Raw genomic sequence first — 21,689 nt, 5'->3', positions numbered from 1 at the left:
TTGGCTAAGTTCCCCAGAGGTAGAAAACTAGCAATTGCATTGTTAACTAAAAAATCCATTAAAGAAATTATTTTGGTCAAAAATAATTTCCACCTTAATTGTGAATTTTGCATTGTGAATTGTGAATTGAAGTACTCAAGGGTGTAGTTATATTTAGATATATATTAATTTCTAATATAGTTTATCTCTATACTCTTAAGAATTACAAATGATTATTTTTATAGTATTTCTCTATAACGAAAAAAAACCTGAATGTAAACATTCAAGTTTTTCATGGAGCTGGCAATAGGAATTGAACCTACAACCTGCTGATTACAAGTCAGCTGCTCTACCGTTGAGCCATGCCAGCAATTATGGCGACCCAGAAGGGACTCGAACCCTCGACCTCCGGCGTGACAGGCCGGCACTCTAACCAACTGAGCCACTGGGCCATATGTGGTGGTCGCAACAGGGATCGAACCTGTGACCCTCTGCTTGTAAGGCAGATGCTCTCCCAGCTGAGCTATGCGACCGCTAATGGTGACTCCTAGGGGAATCGAACCCCTGTTACCACCGTGAAAGGGTGGTGTCTTAACCGCTTGACCAAGGAGCCATATGTCATTTTACTTTTGTTAGGTCGGTGCTTTCTGCACACCCGACAAATAATATAATACCTAAAATCCTTAACAATGTCAACAATTTTTCAAAAAAAATTTCATTTTTTATCAGAAAAGCTCATTTCACATTATAAACCTAGATAAATCAACAATTTTGCTGGCACTTTTTTATAAGAAAAAAGTCATAATTTGAAATTTATTATAAAGTTTTAAAATAAATTTATGTGTTTCTTCACAATATATATTCTATTCTGGATTAAATAATTTATGACATATTAGTTATAAATTATTTATTGATGATTACTTGATGGTTTTATTAGTAATACTTATAATAAGTTTAACATTATTTTTTCTTTTTAGAAAGGAGACTTTATTTTGAAACATGACCTTATTATAGTTGGTGGCGGTGCTTCAGGAATTATGGCTGCTATTATGGCAAAAGACCTAGGCATAGATGTAGCTATATTAGAAAGCAATGATAGAATAGGTAAGAAAATTCTTACAACAGGAAATGGAAGGTGTAATATAACCAATAAAAACATAAATGTTTTAAGGTATCATAGTGAAAATAAAGCTTTTTTTAATAAGGTCTTTGAACGCTTTACGCTAAAAAATACCGTAGAACTTTTTAATTCAATTGGTTTATATTTAGTTACCTTAGATGGTGATAAAATGTATCCTATGTCTTTACAGGCTTCTTCTGTACTAGATGTTTTTAGATTTGCCCTAGAGGAAAGGGAAGTTCCTATTTATTTAAATCATAAAGTAAAAGAAATAAATTATAAAAACAAATTTATTATAAATTGTAGTAATGAAGAAAACTTTGTTTGCAGCAAACTTTTACTTTGTACAGGAGGAAAAAGCGCGCCTAAAACCGGTTCTGATGGTTATGGCTTCACCTTAGCTAAAAAACTAGGACACAATATAATAAATCCTATTCCAGCTCTTGTGCAGCTTAAATTAAATCATAATAAGTTAAAAGCACTATCTGGGGTTAAATTTGATGGAAATGCACATATATATGTAGATAATAAATTAAGGAGAAGTGAGTTTGGAGAAATATTGTTTACAGACTATGGTATTTCTGGTCCTCCTATCCTTCAACTTAGCAGAATTGCTTCTTATAATTTATCTAAAGGAAAAGATGTATCTTTAAAAATTGATATGATGAGTAATCTTTCAAAAGATGAATTAAAGAGATTTTTAGAAAATCATTTTGGAACATATTCATATAGATCTATACATGATGCCCTTATAGGTATAATTAACAAAAAAATTATTCCTATAATAATTAAAGAATCTAATATTGATAATATACATAAGCCTTGCTGGTCACTAGAATGGGAAGAAAAAGAAGCGTTATTATCCTTATTAAAAGAATGGACATTTAAAGTAAGTGGTACTAACTCTTTTGATAATGCACAAGTTACAGCTGGTGGTATAGATACAAAAGAAGTGGATGAGAACACCTTACAATCAAAAATAGTTCCTAATCTATATTTTGCTGGGGAGATATTAGACGTAGATGGAGATTGTGGTGGTTTTAATCTTCAATGGGCATGGAGTTCTGCCTCAGCGGCAATCAAAAGCCTTAAAATCTCAGAATCATAATAATAAATAGTAATCATTGTATTCAATTAAAGATTAATAATTAGTGATATAGAAAATAATAGTATTATTAAAAATAAATTTTAGAAATAAAAAAGCTAGTCTTATAGACTAGCTTACTTATATTTACTTATTTAAAGCTTCTAATAATTTTTCTAGATCTAATCCATGAACTGCAGCTGCTTCTTCTAAAGTTTCTGCTTGTGCTGATGGACATCCTACACAACCCATTCCAAAGCTCATTAATACATCTACAGAATTTGCATGTTGTCTTACAACCTCACCTATTGTCATATCTTTAGTAATTTTCATAAATAACACCTCTTCCATTAATTATATATTAAGCATCTTTGACTAGTTATTTTATCTTAGATACCTTATTATTATTTTCTTATATGTTTTTTTTATCCTTACTAATTAACTTTATTATACAACACAAATTCAAAAAAAACTGTAACTTTTGTTACAATTTTGTATCTTAAGTAAAAATTTATATACATATTAATTCATATAACAAAATAACATCCTATTTAGGATGCTATTTTAATATTTAAATAACGTCTTTTTTTGCGAAGATTAAATTACTTATAATTAATAATGCTGCTATATATACAATTATTATAGCTAATGAAAATCCTAAAGTTCCATCAAAGAATTTAGGCGCATTACTGCTTATTAGTGGGTTTGAATCATAAACTTCAAGGTTTAGATTGCCAAATATAATATATTTAGCCCACCAACGATTTCCAGCCACCATCATTAATGGCATACTTAATGAGCTTGTTATTATAGCTGTACTTAATGCTATTCCAATACCTTTAAAAATCGTAGCTAAACTAAAGGCTAAAGTTAAATAGAATATATCTTTTGGTATTGAATATAAAACTTTTTTTATCAATATAAGTATAGTATATTCACTTGTTACTTTTGTACCAAAGAATGCTACCCCTAACAGTGATGAAAAAGCAAATGCAAAAATATAACTAGCTAATAAGAAAAATATTACTGCTATATATTTTGAAAATAATATAGAACTTCTATTCCATGGACGTATTAAAAGTTGCTTTATTGTTCCTTCTTTCCACTCATCAGTGAATATCTGTGCTCCTAATACCATTGTAAACATACCTATAAGAGAGCTTGTCCACATCATAGACATTTGTATAAAGTCTACATAGTCCATATTTATGCCCTTAAATTTAATTATAATTGCTGATGCTATAGCTACAACAGCCATAAATATATAAAAATAAGGTGCTGTTCTTTTTGTGTTTACCTTCATAATTTCGTTTCTAATTAACTGAATAAAACCCATATCTATTTTTCCTCCTTAGTCATACTTAAGAATACTTCTTCTAAGGATTGAGTAACCTGTTTTACCTCATAAATTTTCAATCCTCCATCAATCAATTTGCTTATGATTAACGGAATCTCATCTCGTCTCAAACTAACTACCATTCTATTTTTCTCTACTTTAATAAGCCCAACAGAATTTATTAACTTTTTAGCTAAATCTATATTATCAACTTCAATTTCTACATCTAACTTCTCTTGTAAATTATTATTTTCGTTTTTAATAGTACGTTCTCCTATTAATTTTCCTTCTTGAATAACTATTATATTATCACAAATAAGCTCAACTTCTGATAATAAGTGACTTGAAATTATTATAGATATATTTTCTTTTTTTGCTAAATATCTTAAATATTCACGAAGCTCATGTATTCCTTCTGGATCAAGTCCATTAGTTGGTTCATCTAATATAAGAATTGATGGTTTATGTAAAAGTGCCTGCGCTACTCCTAATCTTTGCTTCATTCCTAAAGAATAAGTTTTTACTTTTTTATTTATTGCATGTTCCAGTTTAACAAGTTTAACAACTTCATCTATTCTCTCTTGAGATACAGGTGTTTTGCTCATTCTTGCAAAATGAATTAAATTCTTCATGCCGCTCATATATTTATATAATTCAGGATTTTCAATGATTGCACCTATATGCTCTAAAGCTTTAATTTTATCCTTTTTAACATCATATCCCTCAATAAAAATATCACCTTTATCTATTCCTATAAGTCCAACCATCATACGTATTGTTGTGGTCTTTCCTGAGCCGTTAGGTCCTAAAAATCCATAAATCTCGCCTCTATTAACAGAAAATGAAAGATCTTTAATTATTTTTTTCTTTCCAAAGGATTTATAGACGTTTTTAACCTCAACTACCTTATCTGACATATTGTCTCACATCCATTTCTTTGATAATAAACATTTATTAGGTACCTAAAAGACTGTACGATTTGCGTCTATACTCATTTTATAACTTTTATTTAATGTATACCATTAATGTAAAATTATAATAATATTAAATTATTTTAATGTTAATTGTAGGTATTAGCAATAAAATGCTGCTTTTCATTCATTTTAAAATATTATTTTGGAGTTATCTAATTATTATTTAAAGTTACTTATGTTTAGTAACTTGTTCTATACCATTAACATTCTCAACTGAAGAATGATGTAATAATCTATCTAAAATAACTGCTGTTATGATGAAGTCATCGAATATAAATACTTTATTAAAATTAATTTCAAAAATATAATTTAAAAATTAGCTTATTCAATAATAACCAGCAAAATATATTTAAATTGTAAAACATAAAAAGCTCCTATAAGGGTAGCTATAATATTTCTACTCCCCAATAAGAGCTAAATTGAATAAAAAACTCAATTTTTAACAACATTTACATCAATTGTATAGTTATCTTCTATATTCAAAATTACGTTACAGCTTTCTAGTAATACAGTTCTATGAGTTACTAACAATACTGTTTTATCTTTTGTTAAACTCTTCAAATTTTCTTGAATTTTTTTTTCTAAATCTAAATCTAAAGCAGCTGTCGGTTCATCTAAAATTAAAATCTTAGGATTCTTTACAAGTGCCCTAGCCATACATATTCTTTGCATTTGTCCAACTGATAAGTTAGAAAGTGATATTTTTTTATCATAACTTCCTATCTCCGATACATACATTGCACTAATTATATCATCTAAAAATGTTTTTTTTATGGATGAATTTAACACCAAATTTTCTTCTAAAGTTCCATCGAAAATGAAAGGTACTTGTTCTTGTATAGACATCATAGAGTATAGTGATGCTATGTTAATATTTTTTATATCTATATTATTAATTAATATTTGACCACTAGTTACAGGATACATTCCCAATAACAGCTTTAACAATGTGCTTTTACCAGATCCACTTTTGCCTACAATCCCTACATGATCCCCTTTATTTATTTTAAAATTAAAATTTTTTAAAATAAATTTATTATCCTCGTATCCAAATGAAACATCTTTAAACTCTATAGATTCAAATTTATTTATATTTATTGTACCTATATTTTTTATTATATCTAATTCTAAAAACTCCATGATCCTATCACTAACTGATAGAGATGCTTGTAATCCTAAATTATAATCTGATAAATTAGACAATGGTTCATATATATTTGATATATATGTAAAAAATGCTATAAGCGCTCCAATAGAAAGTTGATTTTCAGTAATTAATATACTACCATAGACTAATATTAGAATTGGTAGTAATGAAATAATTAATCTGTTTAAACCTGAACCTAAATTATTATAAACTAAATTTTTTTTTAAAAATTTAAAATGACTATTTAACTTACTTTCAAAATTTCTTGTCATAATTGATTCCATATTAAATACTTTTATGGTATCTACAGCTTGCAATTTTTCTTGAGCATCTTTCATTACTATTGAAAATTTTTCACGTTCATATTTGCTCGTTTTTCTTACTTTTTTATTTAAATGATGAAACCAAACAATATATATAGGCAATACCAATAATGTCAAGACAGTTAGTTTTCTATTTAAATTAAAAAGAACACATATTATTATTATAAAATTTATTATATTTGAAAATAGCATAGGTAAGCCAATAACTATATTTTGCGCTACTATACTTACATCATCCATTATTAAGGCTAATATTTCGCCTATACTCTTAGTATCAAAAAAAGATTTAGACTTCGTTAAAGAAGATTGAAACATTTTTAATCGTAAAAAGTTTATAGATTCAAGTCTTAATTTATGCCAATAATAATTTTCAAACTTTAATATAATTACATGTAATATTGTTATTATAACTAATATCCAAGATATATTAATTACTTTATCAATGCTATTATTATAAGTAATTATATTTATTAAATCTTTAATTAAAAAAGGTATATAAGCTGCTATTGATATTTCAATAGAAATCAATATACATATAAATATTTGCTTACTTCTAAAACTTGAAAATATTTGATATATTTTTTTATTTTTAAACATTAGTACACTTTATAAACTCCATACTTTCTAAAAAATCTATAAATTTATCTAAATCATTTTCTGAAATTCTAGAATCATACCTTTGCTTTTTTACATGCTTATTGATTTCCTCAATACTCGTTATAGCTTTCATCTGGATAAATTGATATATATTGAAACTTATTTCATCCAAATATATAGATTTAAAGCTTAAAGTATTAAATAATATATAGTTTTCAAAGGATCTAGTAATTCTAACTGGAATTTTATTTTTTTCTAAAACTATAGACCTCATTTTATATCACCTCTACTAATTTTATTGATAAAAGTTATAAGATTATTAATGCTCTTTATTATTCTTTTCTAAAATTTCGAAGTATTTTGTACAGCAATCTACGTTATGTGATTCTTCATTTAAACCAAAAACGATACAAGGAAAACAATCTTTTTGTAGATGATCACACCTATTACATGGAGTATATTTGCCATAATAATTCATACCTTCAGTTAATTCAAATGGTTGTGAAAAAATTTCATTATCCCAAATAGTATAAAATTCATTGTTTAATAATGAATTTTGTTCACAACTCATTGATTTTCTAGTTAAATCAACATATCTATCACATGGAAATAATTCTCCTTTATTATTAAGAAAACAAAATGTAGTTCCTGCTCCACATCCATGAGCATACTTCGGAAATTCTAAGTCAAACATTTTTTCACAATAATCTACTACAATAGGCATAACAAACTTTGGATTTATTTTGATTTTATCTTTTATTGTTGTATATTTTAAAGCTATATTTTTTACTAAATCTAATTCTTCCTCATCAGATATTTTTAAATTTTTATCTTTCGCATTCCCATCCTCTATAAGTTGCAATAAATTAAATTCATTTACACCTAAGCTTATACAAAAATCTATCATATCTATAATATAATTATAATTTTGTTTTGAAACTACTGTATTTACTGTTATAACTAAATTATTTAGTTTATTAGCATCTTTTATATCTACAATTTTTTTAATATTATCTACAACAATATCAAACACATTTTTTCCTCTTATTCCATCATTGATTTCTGCAGTTGGTCCTTCTAAACTAAATACAATATTTCGTAATGATTCATTAAACATTACATCTTTTATTTTAGGAGTCATTAAATTTAAACCATTTGTATTAAATCCAAAATTAATATTTTTTTCTTTAAAAAAATTACATACATCTACGAAGTCTTTTCTAAAAGTAGGTTCTCCTCCTAATAAATGAACATATTCAGTTTTAATTTTTGAAAATTTATTAATTATATTCTTTATATCTAATAAACTTATCTCATCTTGCTTATTATTCAAAAAACTACCATTTATGCAATGTCCACAATTCAAATTACATTTGTAAGTTATATCCCATTTTACCGATAGACCCATTTTATATCTCCCCCTATAAAAATTTTATTTATATAACATCAGAAAAACTTATCCTACTTTAAATGTAATATCTAGAAATAAATAAATCTTTCAGTATTCCTTTAAAATAGCAGTGGCTTTTCCAAATTACAAACTGAAAGATTTATTATTACCTTACAAATTAACAGTTATGACACTTATTATCCGCTGAACCAACTACTGCTATTCTTTCGCCGTAATTCATTTTGCTCACTCCTTTTTCATATTAAATTTATAGCTTATCAACTTTACATTTAGTAAACTAACAATTATTGCATTTATTTTCCGCTGAACCAACTACTGCTATTCTTTCACCGTAATTCATTTTGCTCACTCCTTTTTCATATTAAATTTATAGCTTATCAACTTTACATTTAATAAACTAACAATTATTACATTTATTTTCCGCTGAACCAACCAGTCCCAATTTTTCGCCGTAATTCATTTTATCCCTCCCCCATATATAGTTAATACAATTGCAATTACATATTTTTCATATAATTTCAATTTTATGTATATTATTCTACTTTTTTCTATATTTTCCTTCTTTTTGTTCAGTTTTCCTTCTTTTTCTACTTAATTTGCTTTTAAACTTATAATATTTACTATCAAAATCTTTAGGACTAATTTGTAATAGATATTTAGTAATTTTATTGATAATGTATAATTTCCTATAAAATAATAAAAAGCACATGAAAATCATATGCTTTTGGTTATAATTCACTTACAATCATTGTTTGATCTCTTCTTGGCCCTACAGATACTATTGATGTTCTAACACCAGTGAATTCTTCTAATTTTTTTAAATATACTTTCGCATTTTCTGGTAACTCCTCATAAGTCCTAGCATCTGCAATACTATCATCCCAACCATCAAATTCTTCGTATATTGGCTCACACTTAGCAAGATCTTCTAAGCTTGCTGGGAAATAATCTATAATTTTATCCTCAAAATTATATCCAACACAAACCTTTAATTTTTCAAGTCCTGCTAATGTATCCATTTTAGTTACTGCAAAGCTTGTAAGTCCTGACACTCTTGCTGCTGTTTTTAATATTACAAGGTCTAACCAACCACATCTTCTGCTTCTTCCCGTTGTTGTCCCATATTCATGACCTTTTTCTCTTATCCAATCTCCAACTTTATCATTTAACTCTGTTGGAAATGGCCCTTTACCAACCCTTGTAGTATATGCCTTAACCACACCAACTGCACTATTTATCATTGTTGGTCCAATTCCTGTGCCAACACACACTCCTCCAGCAGTAGTATTAGATGAAGTTACATATGGATATGAACCAAAATCTATATCAAGTAATGTACCTTGTGCTCCTTCAAATAAAACTTTTTTATTTGCTTTTATAGCCTCAAATATTCTAACTGATGTATCCTCAACATAGGGTTTTAATCTTTTACCATAATCTAAATATTTAGCATAAACCTCATCTAAATTTAAAGCTCCTCCACCATAAAGCTTAGTTATCACTTTATTTTTAGCAGGTAAATATTCTTCTAATTTAGTTTTTAAAACTTCAGGTTTTATAAGGTCACAAACTCTTATTCCATTTCTATCAACTTTATCGCTGTAGCAAGGCCCTATTCCCTTACGAGTAGTCCCTATATCATTTTTACCCCTAGCTTCTTCCTTTAATTTATCTAATACCTTATGATATGGCATTATAACTTGTGCTCTATCACTCACTATTAATCTGTCTGGAGTTATGTTTTCTCCTAGTCCTTCTAGATATTCTATCTCTTTAAATAGTGCTTCAGGATCTACAACTACTCCATTGGCAATTATATTTAATTTTTCTTTATATAATATTCCTGAAGGAATTAGATGAAGCTTATATTGCTTATCTCCTACCTCAACAGTATGACCTGCGTTATTTCCTCCTTGGAACCTGACAACTACATCTGCTTTTTCTGCTAGGTAGTCTGTCATTTTACCTTTACCTTCATCTCCCCATTGGGCTCCTAAAACTACAAATGATGACATTCTAAATCCTCTCTTTCGTAAATTTATTTTTATCATAAACTCCATTGATATCTTTTAAAATAATCTTATTAACCCTAGTTGGCATATGGTGTTAAAAGGCTGAATGTCAATGTTTAGTAGGCCCAACTATAAAATATTATCTAAAGCTTTCATATTATTTGCCTAAGATTAAGTTTACTTATACTAAATCTATTGTTGTGAATTACTTATGAAGCTCTTATATATATTAAGATTATCTAAACTCCATATTCGCTCAGAAAAACTACCTATTTCAGTCTCTTTTAATGCTTTATTCATATCGTACATTCTAGCATCAATTATATCTAAGTGATGTAAAAGTTCAGCCTCTGGTATCATAGGCTTTTTAGGACTTCCATACTCAGGTTCATAGTGATGTGCTAAAATCATATGTTGTAAAAGCATTACTACTTCTTTATCAGCCTTTACTTCTACACCAGCCTTTTCTACTAGGTTAATACCTAATATAATATGCCCTAAAAGCTGTCCTTCTATTGTATACTGAGACACTATTCCTAAATTGCTAGCACTCATTTCATATATTTTAGCAATATCATGAAGTATTACACCTGCATATAATAAATCTTTATTTAAATGACTGTATATTTCTAATAATTTTTCACCTGCTTTTAACATTGTAGTAATGTGATATAAAAGTCCACCTTTTACTGCATGATGATTAGACTTTGCAGCAGGATAATGAAATAGCTTATCTCCACAATTATCTATAATTTTTTCTGTTATATTTCTAATATCTTCATTTTCTATTTTGCAAATATAATCTAAAACAATTTCGTACATATCTTCAGATTTATGTGGTGCAGTAGGAACAAACTCTTCTATATTAATATCATCACTATCATTTATTGTTCTTATCTTATCTATTTTTAACTGAAGCTTCCCTCTATATTCATTTACTATACCTCTAACTTTTACTAACATATTTTCGCTAAATAATGTTTCAAATTCAACGGGAACTTCCCAAAGCTTTGCATTTATTTCACCTGTACTATCAGTTAAATTAACATCTAAGTATTTGTTAGTAGTGCTATTGTTAGTTAACTTACATTCTACTGATTTTATTAAATAATAATTCTCTATTTTATCGCTCTTTTCAAATTCGTTTATTTTCTTAATCATAAAATCTCCATTTCTCTTATATTCCATACTATATCTCCTTAAAATTAATTAATAATAATTATTTACGTCTATTATNNAATAATATTATAATATATTATATAACCTTCTACACAAAAATATATTAGAATGAACAGTTTCACATACTTAAAAAACATTTTATCTTTAGAAATTGATTCTAAAGATAAAATGCTTAAATTAATTATTTTATAAGTTTATAGATTATAAATATAATCGCTACTATTAATGCTATGGTAAAGAATATCTTCCAGCCACTTACAGGGGCTTCCCCTTGTATTTCTCCTGTTTGACCATTTATATAATATTTATAAACTTTATTCTTAAAACTATAACTTGAAACCCATATAGGAAGCAATATATGCTTAAATTTTACATCTTCAAAGGCAGTTTTTATATTTACATTTCTGACTTCATCAGCATTTATTTTATCAATTACATCTGAATTTATTATTTCATTTATATGCTCTTTAGCACTATTAAACCCAGTAACATGGTCTATTCCATAACGCTCAGCATAAAAACCAGATATAAACTCAGGATTATAATGAACTAATTCTTTCAAATCATATGGTTTAATTCTATCCATCAAACTCCCATCAAGTTGAGTAGAAGCATTTATAAGTACATCATCAAAAAACTCATTATAATTTCCATTAGTATATTCCCATCTGGTTCGTCTTTCTTGCCTTGTCTTAGCAACTTGTTTACCATCTTCATTTACATAATAAGTTACTGTAGCATAATAATATGTTCCAGCTTCCGCTGTGTATGTAGAGTACGTTTCTGTATCATATGTCCAAAATGGAATATATATTCCTTTAAGCTTATCACTTTGATGTCCGGATTTTAATGCTCTAGGGGCAAGAGAATGTTTTCCTATCCATTGATTAAACTTTGCTTTAGCTTCTTTATCTCCTATTTTAAATGGTATAAGTGATTCTGGCACTATATTACTTTCTTCTCCTTTAACTATATGTGAAGAACCACAAAAGGCACAAAATTGAGCAGTGTTATTTTTTTCTAAAATAGTTTCTGCACCACAGCTATCACAATGTATAACTCTAGTTTCTGTCCCCCAATCAGTACCTTGTTTATCGATAGTACTATAAAAATCATGCTCCTCTATATTTCCACTTTCAGCTTCAATCTCTTTATTATTGGAACAATAAGGACATGTTAACATCTTTATATTAGGATCATAAATCATGTTAGCACCACAACCACTACAAGTAAATTTATCGGTATCTTTTTTTGACTTTACTTCATCCTCAATTTGGCTATTCATAATATCCTCCTAATATTTAAGATTTAGTTCCACACTCTGGACAAAACTTAGCATTTAGATCAAGTTCTGCATTACAATTTGAACATAATTTCTTCGCATTTTGAGATGCACCACATTCAGGACAGAACTTAGCTCCCTCTTGTATATCAGCATTGCATTTTATACATTTAATTTTTAAATTTACAGTTTCTCCGCATTCTGGACAAAACTTAGAGTTTTTATCAATTTCTGCATTACATTTTTTGCATTTTATTGTCTCTTTAGTATCCACAGCTTGATTAAAATTTAAATTATTAAGGGCATTGTTCATCATATTTCCTATAGCAGAACCAGCTCCGAGGCCTGCTCCCATTCCTGCAAATCCATTACTTTGATTTTGTGCTGCATCTCTTATTGCTTCAGACGCTTGATATTTAGCATATTGATCAATATTACCTATAACCCCCATAGAAGTTCTCTTGTCCATAACTTTTTCAACTTCTTCTGGAAGAGATATATTTTCTATAATAACATTTGTAAGACTAAGTCCCATAGCTTCAAAGCGAGACTTTAATTTAATTGTGGACTCTTCTCCAAGCTCATCATAATATCTGGCAAGATCTAAAGCTGCTATATTAGTTTCTGCAAGTAAATCTGACATTCCAGAAACGATTAGTCTTTTTAACTGACCATTTATATGTTCTGTATCAAAAATTTCACTAGTACCAAATATTTCCTTCATAAATATTACTGGATCTAGAACTTTAAAAGAATAAGCTCCAAAAGCTCTAAGTCTAAGCATTCCAAATTCAGGATCTCTCATCATAACTGGATTTGTAGTACCCCATTTTTGATTTGTAAACTGCCTAGTATTCACAAAATATACTTCTGCTTTAAAAGGAGAATTAAAACCATATTTCCATGATTTTAGTTTTGTTAATATAGGTAAATTCTGTGTAGTAAGCTCATATAATCCTGGAGTAAATACATCTGCAATTTGTCCTTCATTTACAAATATAGCTACTTGCGATTCCCTAACTGTTAACTTTGCACCCATTTTTATTTCTTTGTTCATTACTGGAAATCGATACACAATAGTATCTAAATTACTATTTGTCCACTCTATTACCTCTATAAATTGACCTTTTAAAAAATTAAATAATCCCATAATAAGTCCTCCTTTTAACTATAGTTGTCGATGTTTAATTATAAGCTAAAAACTTACATTAAAGTTTAAAATCTATATAATTTATTTTATTTTATCATATGACTTTTATGTTATCTATATAAGAAAAATAAAAATACATAGCCTTTTAGCTATGCGTTTTTAGTATTACAATTAGAATCTTTAATTATTGCTTTAAAATAATTAGCTTAAAACTTCTCATACTGTGCTGACAACTCACCATAATTATCTATTTTCACATAGTCAATTCTCAATTTCATATTAATATAAACTTAAATGATTTAATAACTAAATTTTATGAATGCATGAATTAGCTTTAAAAGTAATATATTTATTTCTTAGGAAATTATTTAAATGCTTTCTTCCTTATCCGCAGCTATTAACTCTAGATCAGCATGTCTAACTAATCTTTTATTATCTTCATCTTTGAACTCCTCTAGTATTAGTGTAAGAATATCAACTAATATCCAAATACCGAATCCACCTAAAGTCAAAAGCATAATAATAGCGGTTCCTGCTTTTCCTACATAAAATCTGTGGATACCTAAAAATCCAAATAAAATGCATAATACTAAAGTAGTGTACCAGCTTTTAACACTTACTTCTTCATATAAAATTTGCCCACAGTTTTTACATTTAGTTAAATTTTCTTCATTACTATAATCACACCTTGAACATATCATAAAACTATCTCCTCTATATAAGCTCCATTAATATAATTTATGATATGTTCATAATGTATATAACTAAAAACTTTTAAAATTTATCCAATAAAAGCTTAAAAGCAATTATAATTCTCTTATAAAAAGGTAGACCTACTTAAAGATCTACCTTATATTATCTCATTCACATTTTAAAAAATAAATATTTTCCCATACTACATCATCAAAAATCTATTCATTGCCTAATAGAAAATATATCATTGATTTTTAACTAGTTATTTTCTCTCATATGGCCTAGTTAGAAAATAGTTGAGTTTCATATGCCTTTAAATCTGAATCTCTAAACACTATACCTACACCTATTTTCTTAAATTCTTTACTTAATATATTCGCTCTGTGACCAGGTGAATTCATCCATTGTCCAACTATATAACTAGCTGTAACACTAGATTTAGCTCTACCTTGGCTCATTTGAATATTTTCACCAGAGGCTGTCCAATTTGTATACCCATTAATTTTCATCAAATTAGAAGGACTTCCAGAGATAGGAGAATTATGATCAAAGAAGTTATGCTCTAACATTTCAGCAGATTTAATTCTAGCTATTCCTCTTAGTTTTTCTTCCATAACAAGTGGAGCTAGTCCCTGTTTTTCTCTCTCTATATTACATAATCTTAAAACTTCATCTTCAACTGCGTTTAGATATTCATAGTTACCTGATTTTACAGCATTATTTGTAGTTTCCGTTTCTGGTTTAGGAGATGGCTTTGGAGCTGGATTAGGAGTTGGTTTAGCAGCATCTTTATTTGAATTTACAGCTTCTTCTTTCACTGGTGAAGCCGCTGGCTTTTTGCTTTCTTCAACTTTTTTATTATCTGTTACTGGCTTGCTTTGTTCTACAGGTTTGTTAACTGGTTTGTCAGCAGCTACTGTATACTGTTGTGCTTCATTAGTTGAGTTTTTATTATCTTCTACTTTATTAGATTCAACCTTATTATCTGATACTTGTTTACCTAAAGTTCCATTATTAACATCTTTTTTATCATCATTTTTTATTTTACTTTCCGTAATTTTTGATTCTTGTTGAATTTCATCTTTAATAGACGTCTCCGTATCTTGTTTAGCATTACTGCATCCACCTAATATAGCAGCTAAAGCTATAAGCATTACTACCACATTATTTTTTCTTCTTAGCATAAAAATTTTCCCCCTATGTGTTTTTATAAAGAAATTTAATGTTTGGTTTTAAGTATAATTGTATTCATCTTAAAATTCATTATTAAATCCTTTCCTATGTAACCAAATATAGTCATAATGGATACATAAATCGGAATATGAGGTCAAATTTCACAATTACCATATAAAAATCCATACATTATAATAACGATAGCCTAGCCCCTTATTTGTCCATAATACGGAGTTTTAAATTTTCATTTATGTAATAATATTTATCCAATAATAATCTTAATTACCATAAACTTCTTTACATTATCTTTTTAATTATTTATAAGTTTAGCTTTTTATGATTTTGGACATATAAAAAGGAAGTAGTTTCCTACTCCCTATGAATTATATCTAATGATCCAAACTTACTATATTGTCCAAGCCATGCTAATTTTACTGTACCTACAGGACCATTTCTTTGCTTAGCAATTATACATTCAGCTACATTTTTATCTTCGCTTTCTTTATTGTAGTACTCATCTCTATATAAAAACATAACAAGGTCAGCATCCTGCTCAATAGAACCTGACTCTCTAAGGTCTGAAAGCATAGGTCTATGATCAGCACGTTGCTCAGGTGCACGAGAAAGCTGTGATAATGCTATTACTGGGCACTTCATCTCCTTAGCAATAGCCTTTATACTTCTTGATATCTCTGAAACTTCCTGTTGCCTACTTTCTCCACCACTTCCACTCATAAGCTGAAGATAGTCTATTAAAATCATATCTATTCCATGCTCCATCTTTAATCTTCTACATTTAGATCGCATTTCCATTATAGATACACCTGCTGTATCATCTATAAATATTTTTGCATCAGCCAGCGGCCCAGAAGCTCTTGCGATATTTTCCCAGTCTCTTTCATCAAGATCTCCTGTTCTTAACTTAGTCATATCTACATTTGCTTCAGCGCATAAAAGTTTATAGGCTAATTGTTCTTTACCCATCTCTAAAGAAAATATAGCAACACTTTTTCCTGCTCTAAGTGCAGCATGTTGAGCTAAGTTTAATGCAAAAGTAGTTTTTCCCATAGAAGGCCTAGCTGCTATAAGAACCATGTCACCACCTTGAAATCCTGCTGTCTTTTCATCTAGATCTTTAAATCCAGATGGTACACCTGTAGTTTCTCCTTTATTGTTATAAATTCTCTCTATTTCTTCAAAGCCTCTTTCAAGTACAACATTCATAGGCTCAAAATCACTTGTATTTTTCTTCTCTGATATGTTAAATACATTCTTTTCTGCTAAATCTACTACTGCATCAACATCATCTTGCTTATTATAACTTGTTTCTATAATCTCTGTTGCACTTCTAATAAGTCTTCTTAATATTGCCTTGTCTTCAACAATTTGTATGTAAGAAGTAAGATTGGCAGTAGAAGGTACAGAACCACTTATTTCTGTAATATAAGATATCCCTCCTGCCTCATCTAGCTTTTCTGTGGATCTTAAATGTTCTATTAAAGTTATCATATCTACAGGTATATCCTTCTGATATAACTCCTTTATAGATTTAAATATAATTTTATGTGAATCTCTATAAAAATCTTCACCTTCTAAAGTCTCAGCAGCTGCAGCAATGGCGACTTTATCTATAAGCATTGACCCTAGAACGGATTGTTCTGCCTCAAGATTATGTGGCATACTTCTAAGAGGTGCGTTCACGACATCATCTCCTTAAACACTCTTATACTAATTATAACCCCGCTAATAAAAGTTATAGCAGGGTTATAATTTATTTTTTAATTTAAATTATATTCGAATTTATGCTAAAATACAATTTCTAATAGTTCTTCTATAGTTGATACAGCTATAACTTGTATATCTGAAAGGCCTAAAGGTACTTCATTTATATTATCCTTAGGAATAATAACTGTTTTAATGCCTTTTCTTCTAGCACCATATACTTTTTCAAATATTCCCCCTACTGGTTTAACCTTTCCTCTCAGTGATATCTCTCCTGTAATTGCTATATCTTGTCTTAATGGTTTATCTAGTAATGCACTTATGATACATACAGTTATAGCTGCCCCAGCCGAAGGACCATCTATATTTCCTCCTCCGACTACATTAACATGTATGTCATAATCTTTAATATCTTTATTTGTAATTTTTCTTATTACTGATGCTGCATTAAACACTGAGTCTTTGGCCATGCTTCCAGCTGTTTCGTTAAACCTAACTACTCCTGCCCCCTTAGTTTTAGCTTCAAAAACTGAAGCCTCAATTTCTAAGGTTGAACCTAGATATCCGGCCACTCCTAAACCATAAATTTGACCTATTTCTTTATCATTAGCAAGAACTACTTCTTCATAAGGCTTTAATCTACTAATAGATATAACTTCCTGTAAAGCTTTTATGGTTATTGTAGTTCTATAACTGCTATCATCATCATTATTATATAATACATAACCATAAACATCAGCTAATATATTTACAGCTTTTCTTCCTTCAATAGTATACCTACTAATTTCTTTAGCTACATTTTCCTCAAGATCAACATTAAGCTTATTAGCTGCATTTTTAACTATATTCTCTATATCTCTTGGTGATAATGGTTCAAAATACACTTCAGTACATCTTGATCTCAATGCTGGATTTATCTCACTAGGTTCTCTAGTAGTAGCCCCTATAAGTACAAAATCTGCTGGTGCACCATTATCAAATAAATATTTTATATACTTTGGAGTTTGTTCATCATCAGGATCATAATACGAAGATGAAAATTCAACTCTCTTATCTTCTAAAACCTTTAATAATTTGTTTTGAAGAATACTATCTAATTCTCCAATTTCATCAATAAATAATACTCCACCATGAGCATCTGTAACTAAACCTGGCTTTGGTTCAGGAATTCCCACTTCTGCTAAATCCCTTTTGCTCCCTTGATAAATTGGATCATGAACAGAACCTAAAAGAGGGTTCGCAATTTCTCTAGGATCCCATCTTAATGTTGTTCCGTCTACTTCAACAAATTTAACATCTTTATTATAAGGAGTATGCTTCAGCTTTTTAGCTTCTTCTAAGGCTAATCTTGCAGCAGTAGTTTTTCCTACTCCAGGTGGTCCATAAAGTATAATATGCTGTGGATATGGAGAAGCCATTTTTGATATCAATGATTTTATTGCTCTTTCTTGTCCGATAATTTCTGAAAAGCTTTCAGGTCTTAGCATAGACATTATATTCTTAGTAAGTTTCCTAGAATCTAAAATCTCAAGTTCTGCATACTTTTTAAGAGTTTTTCCATTTTCAGGTCCCTTTTGCTTTTTAATTATCGAAAGCCTTACCTCATCTACATACTTGTCTTGTTTTTCTATTAAATATTGCTCAACATCTTTTTCTATTTGATTTTGAACATATCTTTTAGCAACTGTATCTGCTAATAATTTGCTTGTCTCTTCTAACACCTCTGATATATTAGCGCTATTAGGAACAATATCTATTCCTTTTCCATTACTTATAATCTTATTTGCTGCATATAATCTTCTATTAACATCATGACTATCTATGTGCTTTTGAAGCTTAAATTTAACTATTCTTGACTTTATAGTGCCTTCTTCTATCACCTTATACATCAATTCATATAATACATCTACCTGCATATCAAGTGGTAATATCTTATCCATATCGTTACTGTACAGGTCATTAACTGATAATATATTCAAATTTAATCCGCTTTAGTAAGTGCACCAAGCACTGCACCTACTAAAGCGTTTCCTCCCTTCAGTTTATAAAATTACTACTGTTCACTAACAACAACCTTAATTTTAGTAGATACCTCAGGATATAACTTTACTTCTATCTCAAACGCTCCCATAGTTTTTATTGTATCCGTTACTATTTTCTTCTTATCAATATCTACATTGTATTGTTTATTTAAGGCTGTAGCTATATCCTTGCTTGTTATAGCTCCAAATAATCTTCCATTATCTCCAGATTTAGCTGTTATTTTAACTTCCTTATCTTTAAGCTCTGCTGCTAATTTTTGAGCTGCCTCTATTTCAGCTAACTTTTTCTTTCTTTCAGTTTCATTCTTTTTATTTAAAATATGCATATTAGCATCATTTGCCTCTTGAGCTAATTTTTTAGGAAATAAAAAGTTTCTTGCATATCCATCTGATGCATTTATTACCTCTCCCTTTTTACCTACTCCCTTAACATCTTTTAATAATATAACTTTCATTATTTTTCACCTTCCCTTAAGTATTTATCTATAGCTTCTTTTAGCATTTCCTCAGCTTCATCTAAAGTTACAGATTTTATCCTAGCACCAGCCATTGTTAAATGACCACCACCACCTAAGGACTCAAGTATAACTTGCACATTTATATCTCCAAGGGACCTTGCACTAATATATGCATCTAATCCCATTTTAACAATAACAAAGGATGCTTGGATACCTGTAATATTTAGCAGTTCATCCGCTGCTTGTGCAGTTAATACAGTATTTTCTATATCTGGTGGACACTGTGCAATTGCTAATCCATTATTAATTTTAGCATTTTTCATTATCTCTGTTCTTAAGATATAATGATTTAAATCCTCACTAAAAATCTTTTTAACTTCAGTAGTATCAGCACCTAGCCTCCTTAAAAAGGCTGCTGCTTCAAAGGTTCTAACTCCAGTCTTAAAGTGGAAATTTTTAGTATCTAAACAAATTCCCGCAAGAAGTCCTACTGCTTCTACTGGTTTTAATGATGGTTTTTCAACCATATATTGTAGAATTTCTGTAACTAATTCGGAAGTTGAAGATGCATAAGTCTCTATATAGCTTAGTAAAGTATTTTGAATATAATCTTTAGCCTTTCTATGATGGTCTATAATTACTATTCTTTCAAAATTATTTACTATATCCATTGATAGTACATGGCTTTCGTTATGAACGTCAACTAAAATTAATATACTTTTATCATTCTTATAATCTAAGCATTGTTCAATATTAACAAAAGTTTCTTTGTAATTGTCATCTTTTTCTAGTCTTGCTAATAGCTCTTTAATTGAATTATTACGCTCGTCTAATACAATATTACATTCTTTTCCTATAGATTTTACAGTACTGTATAATCCTATAGCAGCTCCTATAGAATCGAGATCAGGATTTTTATGTCCCATAATATAAACATTACTACTTTCGTTTATAAGTTCAAGTAGTGCATGAGCTATTACTCTAGCTCTTACTTTAGTCCTCTTCTCTATCTCCTTAGTTTTTCCTCCATAGAAAGATAATTTTTCAAAACTTTTTACAACTGCTTGATCTCCGCCACGACCTAAAGCTAGATCTTTTGCAGCTTCTGCAAATTCTAGATTTTGGGCTGGAGTACTTCCTCCTCTACCAATCCCCATGCTTAATGTTACTGCTAATTTATTTCCAACATTTATTTCTCTAATATTATCTAAAATATCAAATTTTTTTTCTAATTCTTTTTCAATATATCTATCTTGAACAGTAAGCACATATTTATTAAATTGATATTTCTTAATCATAGCATTAAGATTTTGACCATAACTATTTATTGTTCTTTCAATATCTGCTCTAAGCTGAGGAGCGCTATCTTCTGCTGTATTTTTTATCACATCATCTAAATTATCTACCTCAATTAATATGACACTTTCTTTATTATCGCTAATATCTTTTATTAACTTAATTTTTTCAGTTACATCATAAAAATATAAAAGTATTATTTTATCATTTTCACTTTGAGAAAGCTCAGTATCTACTACATTGGTATGAATATCATAATAGTCATCTCCAATATTTACTGCCTTATAAGAATTTTTTTTACCTTCTAATATTTGCTTTACATTAAATTCTTTTACAATATCTTTTATGCTTTCACCTATTATTTGTTTTCCATTAAGCTTTACAGAAATATTTTGGTTATACCAAAGTATATTTCCTTTTCCACTTACCATTATTAATGGAAATGGCAGGTTTGAAAGTGTACTTGTGGTAGCTACATCCATCTTAGAAGATATGTTTTCTATAAATTTTTTCCACTCATAGTTTTTAACCTTTGAGTTCTTTACATTATACACAACTAATATTAAATAAAACACTAATGAAATTAAAGCTATTTCGTAATGCTTTAACAAAAACAATAGTAGTATAAACAAAGCTATTACAACCATATAAAGCTTATTATTATTAGTAAAATAACTATAATTTTCTTCCTTAATTTTCATATAAAGCTCC

General features: G+C 28.8%; 17 protein-coding genes and 4 tRNA genes. 1 reads left to right on the top strand and 20 read right to left on the bottom strand.

All coding sequences use genetic code 11. The features are described 5' to 3' along the window. Nucleotides 1-274 precede the first annotated feature (274 nt). From B2W91_RS07590 to B2W91_RS07575, 4 genes are all read right to left on the bottom strand, one after another. Nucleotides 275-349 (bottom strand) — tRNA-Thr (locus B2W91_RS07590). 5 nt (nucleotides 350-354) lie between these two features. Continuing rightward, a tRNA-Asp gene (locus B2W91_RS07585) sits at nucleotides 355-431 on the bottom strand. Nucleotides 432-436: 5 nt separating this feature from the next. Continuing rightward, a tRNA-Val gene (locus B2W91_RS07580) sits at nucleotides 437-512 on the bottom strand. Nucleotides 513-517: 5 nt separating this feature from the next. Beyond that, nucleotides 518-592 (bottom strand) — tRNA-Glu (locus tag B2W91_RS07575). A gap of 379 nt (nucleotides 593-971) precedes the next feature. On the opposite strand from B2W91_RS07575, the gene B2W91_RS07570 reads away from it, so the two are divergent. Continuing rightward, nucleotides 972-2,207 carry an NAD(P)/FAD-dependent oxidoreductase gene (locus tag B2W91_RS07570; protein WP_291579797.1) on the top strand — a complete coding sequence of 412 codons (1,236 nt, stop codon included), beginning with the start codon at nucleotides 972-974 and terminating at the stop codon, nucleotides 2,205-2,207. Nucleotides 2,208-2,330: 123 nt separating this feature from the next. Here B2W91_RS07570 and B2W91_RS07565 read toward each other — a convergent pair whose 3' ends face one another. The 16 genes from B2W91_RS07565 to B2W91_RS07490 form a co-directional block, all read right to left on the bottom strand. Continuing rightward, nucleotides 2,331-2,516 (bottom strand): DUF1858 domain-containing protein, encoded by a 186-nt coding sequence (locus tag B2W91_RS07565; protein WP_291579796.1) that lies wholly within the window; start codon nucleotides 2,514-2,516, stop codon nucleotides 2,331-2,333. A gap of 238 nt (nucleotides 2,517-2,754) precedes the next feature. Next, nucleotides 2,755-3,519: an ABC transporter permease gene (locus B2W91_RS07560; protein WP_291579794.1), complete on the bottom strand. Its 765-nt coding sequence runs from the start codon at nucleotides 3,517-3,519 to the stop codon at nucleotides 2,755-2,757. Nucleotides 3,520-3,521: 2 nt separating this feature from the next. Continuing rightward, nucleotides 3,522-4,436, bottom strand: coding sequence for an ABC transporter ATP-binding protein (locus B2W91_RS07555; protein WP_291579793.1), 915 nt, complete (start codon nucleotides 4,434-4,436; stop codon nucleotides 3,522-3,524). A 489-nt stretch (nucleotides 4,437-4,925) separates the two neighbouring features. After that, nucleotides 4,926-6,560, bottom strand: a complete 1,635-nt coding sequence (locus B2W91_RS07550; RefSeq protein WP_291579792.1) for an ABC transporter ATP-binding protein — start codon at nucleotides 6,558-6,560, stop codon at nucleotides 4,926-4,928. After that, a complete protein-coding gene (locus B2W91_RS07545) occupies nucleotides 6,553-6,834 on the bottom strand; it encodes a hypothetical protein (protein WP_291579791.1) in 282 nt (93 codons plus the stop codon). The genes B2W91_RS07550 and B2W91_RS07545 overlap by 8 nt, the downstream gene beginning before the upstream one ends. Before the next feature lie 45 nt (nucleotides 6,835-6,879). Continuing rightward, the gene (locus tag B2W91_RS07540; protein ID WP_291579789.1) at nucleotides 6,880-7,968 is read right to left on the bottom strand and encodes a radical SAM protein; all 1,089 of its coding nucleotides are present in this window, start codon (nucleotides 7,966-7,968) and stop codon (nucleotides 6,880-6,882) included. Between the two features lie 731 nt (nucleotides 7,969-8,699). Further along, nucleotides 8,700-9,986 carry an adenylosuccinate synthase gene (locus B2W91_RS07535; RefSeq protein ID WP_291579788.1) on the bottom strand — a complete coding sequence of 429 codons (1,287 nt, stop codon included), beginning with the start codon at nucleotides 9,984-9,986 and terminating at the stop codon, nucleotides 8,700-8,702. A gap of 189 nt (nucleotides 9,987-10,175) precedes the next feature. Beyond that, nucleotides 10,176-11,171 (bottom strand): 3'-5' exoribonuclease YhaM family protein, encoded by a 996-nt coding sequence (locus B2W91_RS07530; RefSeq protein WP_291579786.1) that lies wholly within the window; start codon nucleotides 11,169-11,171, stop codon nucleotides 10,176-10,178. Nucleotides 11,172-11,343: 172 nt separating this feature from the next. Then, nucleotides 11,344-12,447, bottom strand: a complete 1,104-nt coding sequence (locus B2W91_RS07525) for a hypothetical protein (RefSeq protein WP_291579784.1) — start codon at nucleotides 12,445-12,447, stop codon at nucleotides 11,344-11,346. A gap of 16 nt (nucleotides 12,448-12,463) precedes the next feature. Then, nucleotides 12,464-13,594: an SPFH domain-containing protein gene (locus B2W91_RS07520; protein ID WP_291579782.1), complete on the bottom strand. Its 1,131-nt coding sequence runs from the start codon at nucleotides 13,592-13,594 to the stop codon at nucleotides 12,464-12,466. Between the two features lie 368 nt (nucleotides 13,595-13,962). Next, on the bottom strand, nucleotides 13,963-14,295 hold the full coding sequence (locus B2W91_RS07515; protein ID WP_291579781.1) for a TM2 domain-containing protein: 333 nt from the start codon (nucleotides 14,293-14,295) through the stop codon (nucleotides 13,963-13,965). A 273-nt stretch (nucleotides 14,296-14,568) separates the two neighbouring features. After that, nucleotides 14,569-15,471 carry a CAP domain-containing protein gene (locus B2W91_RS07510; RefSeq protein WP_291579779.1) on the bottom strand — a complete coding sequence of 301 codons (903 nt, stop codon included), beginning with the start codon at nucleotides 15,469-15,471 and terminating at the stop codon, nucleotides 14,569-14,571. A 358-nt stretch (nucleotides 15,472-15,829) separates the two neighbouring features. Then, the gene (locus B2W91_RS07505; RefSeq protein ID WP_291579777.1) at nucleotides 15,830-17,161 is read right to left on the bottom strand and encodes a replicative DNA helicase; all 1,332 of its coding nucleotides are present in this window, start codon (nucleotides 17,159-17,161) and stop codon (nucleotides 15,830-15,832) included. Between the two features lie 104 nt (nucleotides 17,162-17,265). Continuing rightward, nucleotides 17,266-19,122: a Lon family ATP-dependent protease gene (gene lonC, locus B2W91_RS07500; protein ID WP_291579830.1), complete on the bottom strand. Its 1,857-nt coding sequence runs from the start codon at nucleotides 19,120-19,122 to the stop codon at nucleotides 17,266-17,268. 113 nt (nucleotides 19,123-19,235) lie between these two features. Next, nucleotides 19,236-19,679 (bottom strand): 50S ribosomal protein L9, encoded by a 444-nt coding sequence (gene rplI / locus B2W91_RS07495; RefSeq protein WP_291579775.1) that lies wholly within the window; start codon nucleotides 19,677-19,679, stop codon nucleotides 19,236-19,238. After that, on the bottom strand, nucleotides 19,679-21,679 hold the full coding sequence (locus tag B2W91_RS07490) for a DHH family phosphoesterase (RefSeq protein WP_291579773.1): 2,001 nt from the start codon (nucleotides 21,677-21,679) through the stop codon (nucleotides 19,679-19,681). The genes rplI and B2W91_RS07490 overlap by 1 nt, the downstream gene beginning before the upstream one ends. Nucleotides 21,680-21,689: the final 10 nt, after the last annotated feature.

The sequence above is a fragment of the Clostridium sp. UBA6640 genome, from assembly GCF_002455975.1.
Classification (GTDB): Bacteria; Bacillota; Clostridia; order Clostridiales; family Clostridiaceae; genus Clostridium_J.
This window is presented reverse-complemented; position numbering and strand designations above follow the sequence as displayed.

Excerpts from the sequence above, each read along its gene's own strand:
- B2W91_RS07565 (WP_291579796.1), bottom strand. The coding sequence starts at position 2,516 with ATGAAAATTACTAAAGATATGACAATAGGTGAGGTTGTAAGACAACAT.
- B2W91_RS07560 (WP_291579794.1), bottom strand. The coding sequence starts at position 3,519 with ATGGGTTTTATTCAGTTAATTAGAAACGAAATTATGAAGGTAAACACA.
- B2W91_RS07555 (WP_291579793.1), bottom strand. The coding sequence starts at position 4,436 with ATGTCAGATAAGGTAGTTGAGGTTAAAAACGTCTATAAATCCTTTGGA.
- B2W91_RS07550 (WP_291579792.1), bottom strand. The coding sequence starts at position 6,560 with ATGTTTAAAAATAAAAAAATATATCAAATATTTTCAAGTTTTAGAAGT.
- B2W91_RS07545 (WP_291579791.1), bottom strand. The coding sequence starts at position 6,834 with ATGAGGTCTATAGTTTTAGAAAAAAATAAAATTCCAGTTAGAATTACT.
- B2W91_RS07540 (WP_291579789.1), bottom strand. The coding sequence starts at position 7,968 with ATGGGTCTATCGGTAAAATGGGATATAACTTACAAATGTAATTTGAAT.
- B2W91_RS07535 (WP_291579788.1), bottom strand. The coding sequence starts at position 9,986 with ATGTCATCATTTGTAGTTTTAGGAGCCCAATGGGGAGATGAAGGTAAA.
- B2W91_RS07530 (WP_291579786.1), bottom strand. The coding sequence starts at position 11,171 with ATGGAATATAAGAGAAATGGAGATTTTATGATTAAGAAAATAAACGAA.
- B2W91_RS07525 (WP_291579784.1), bottom strand. The coding sequence starts at position 12,447 with ATGAATAGCCAAATTGAGGATGAAGTAAAGTCAAAAAAAGATACCGAT.
- B2W91_RS07520 (WP_291579782.1), bottom strand. The coding sequence starts at position 13,594 with ATGGGATTATTTAATTTTTTAAAAGGTCAATTTATAGAGGTAATAGAG.
- B2W91_RS07515 (WP_291579781.1), bottom strand. The coding sequence starts at position 14,295 with ATGATATGTTCAAGGTGTGATTATAGTAATGAAGAAAATTTAACTAAA.
- B2W91_RS07510 (WP_291579779.1), bottom strand. The coding sequence starts at position 15,471 with ATGCTAAGAAGAAAAAATAATGTGGTAGTAATGCTTATAGCTTTAGCT.
- lonC (WP_291579830.1), bottom strand. The coding sequence starts at position 19,122 with ATGGATAAGATATTACCACTTGATATGCAGGTAGATGTATTATATGAA.
- rplI (WP_291579775.1), bottom strand. The coding sequence starts at position 19,679 with ATGAAAGTTATATTATTAAAAGATGTTAAGGGAGTAGGTAAAAAGGGA.
- B2W91_RS07490 (WP_291579773.1), bottom strand. The coding sequence starts at position 21,679 with ATGAAAATTAAGGAAGAAAATTATAGTTATTTTACTAATAATAATAAG.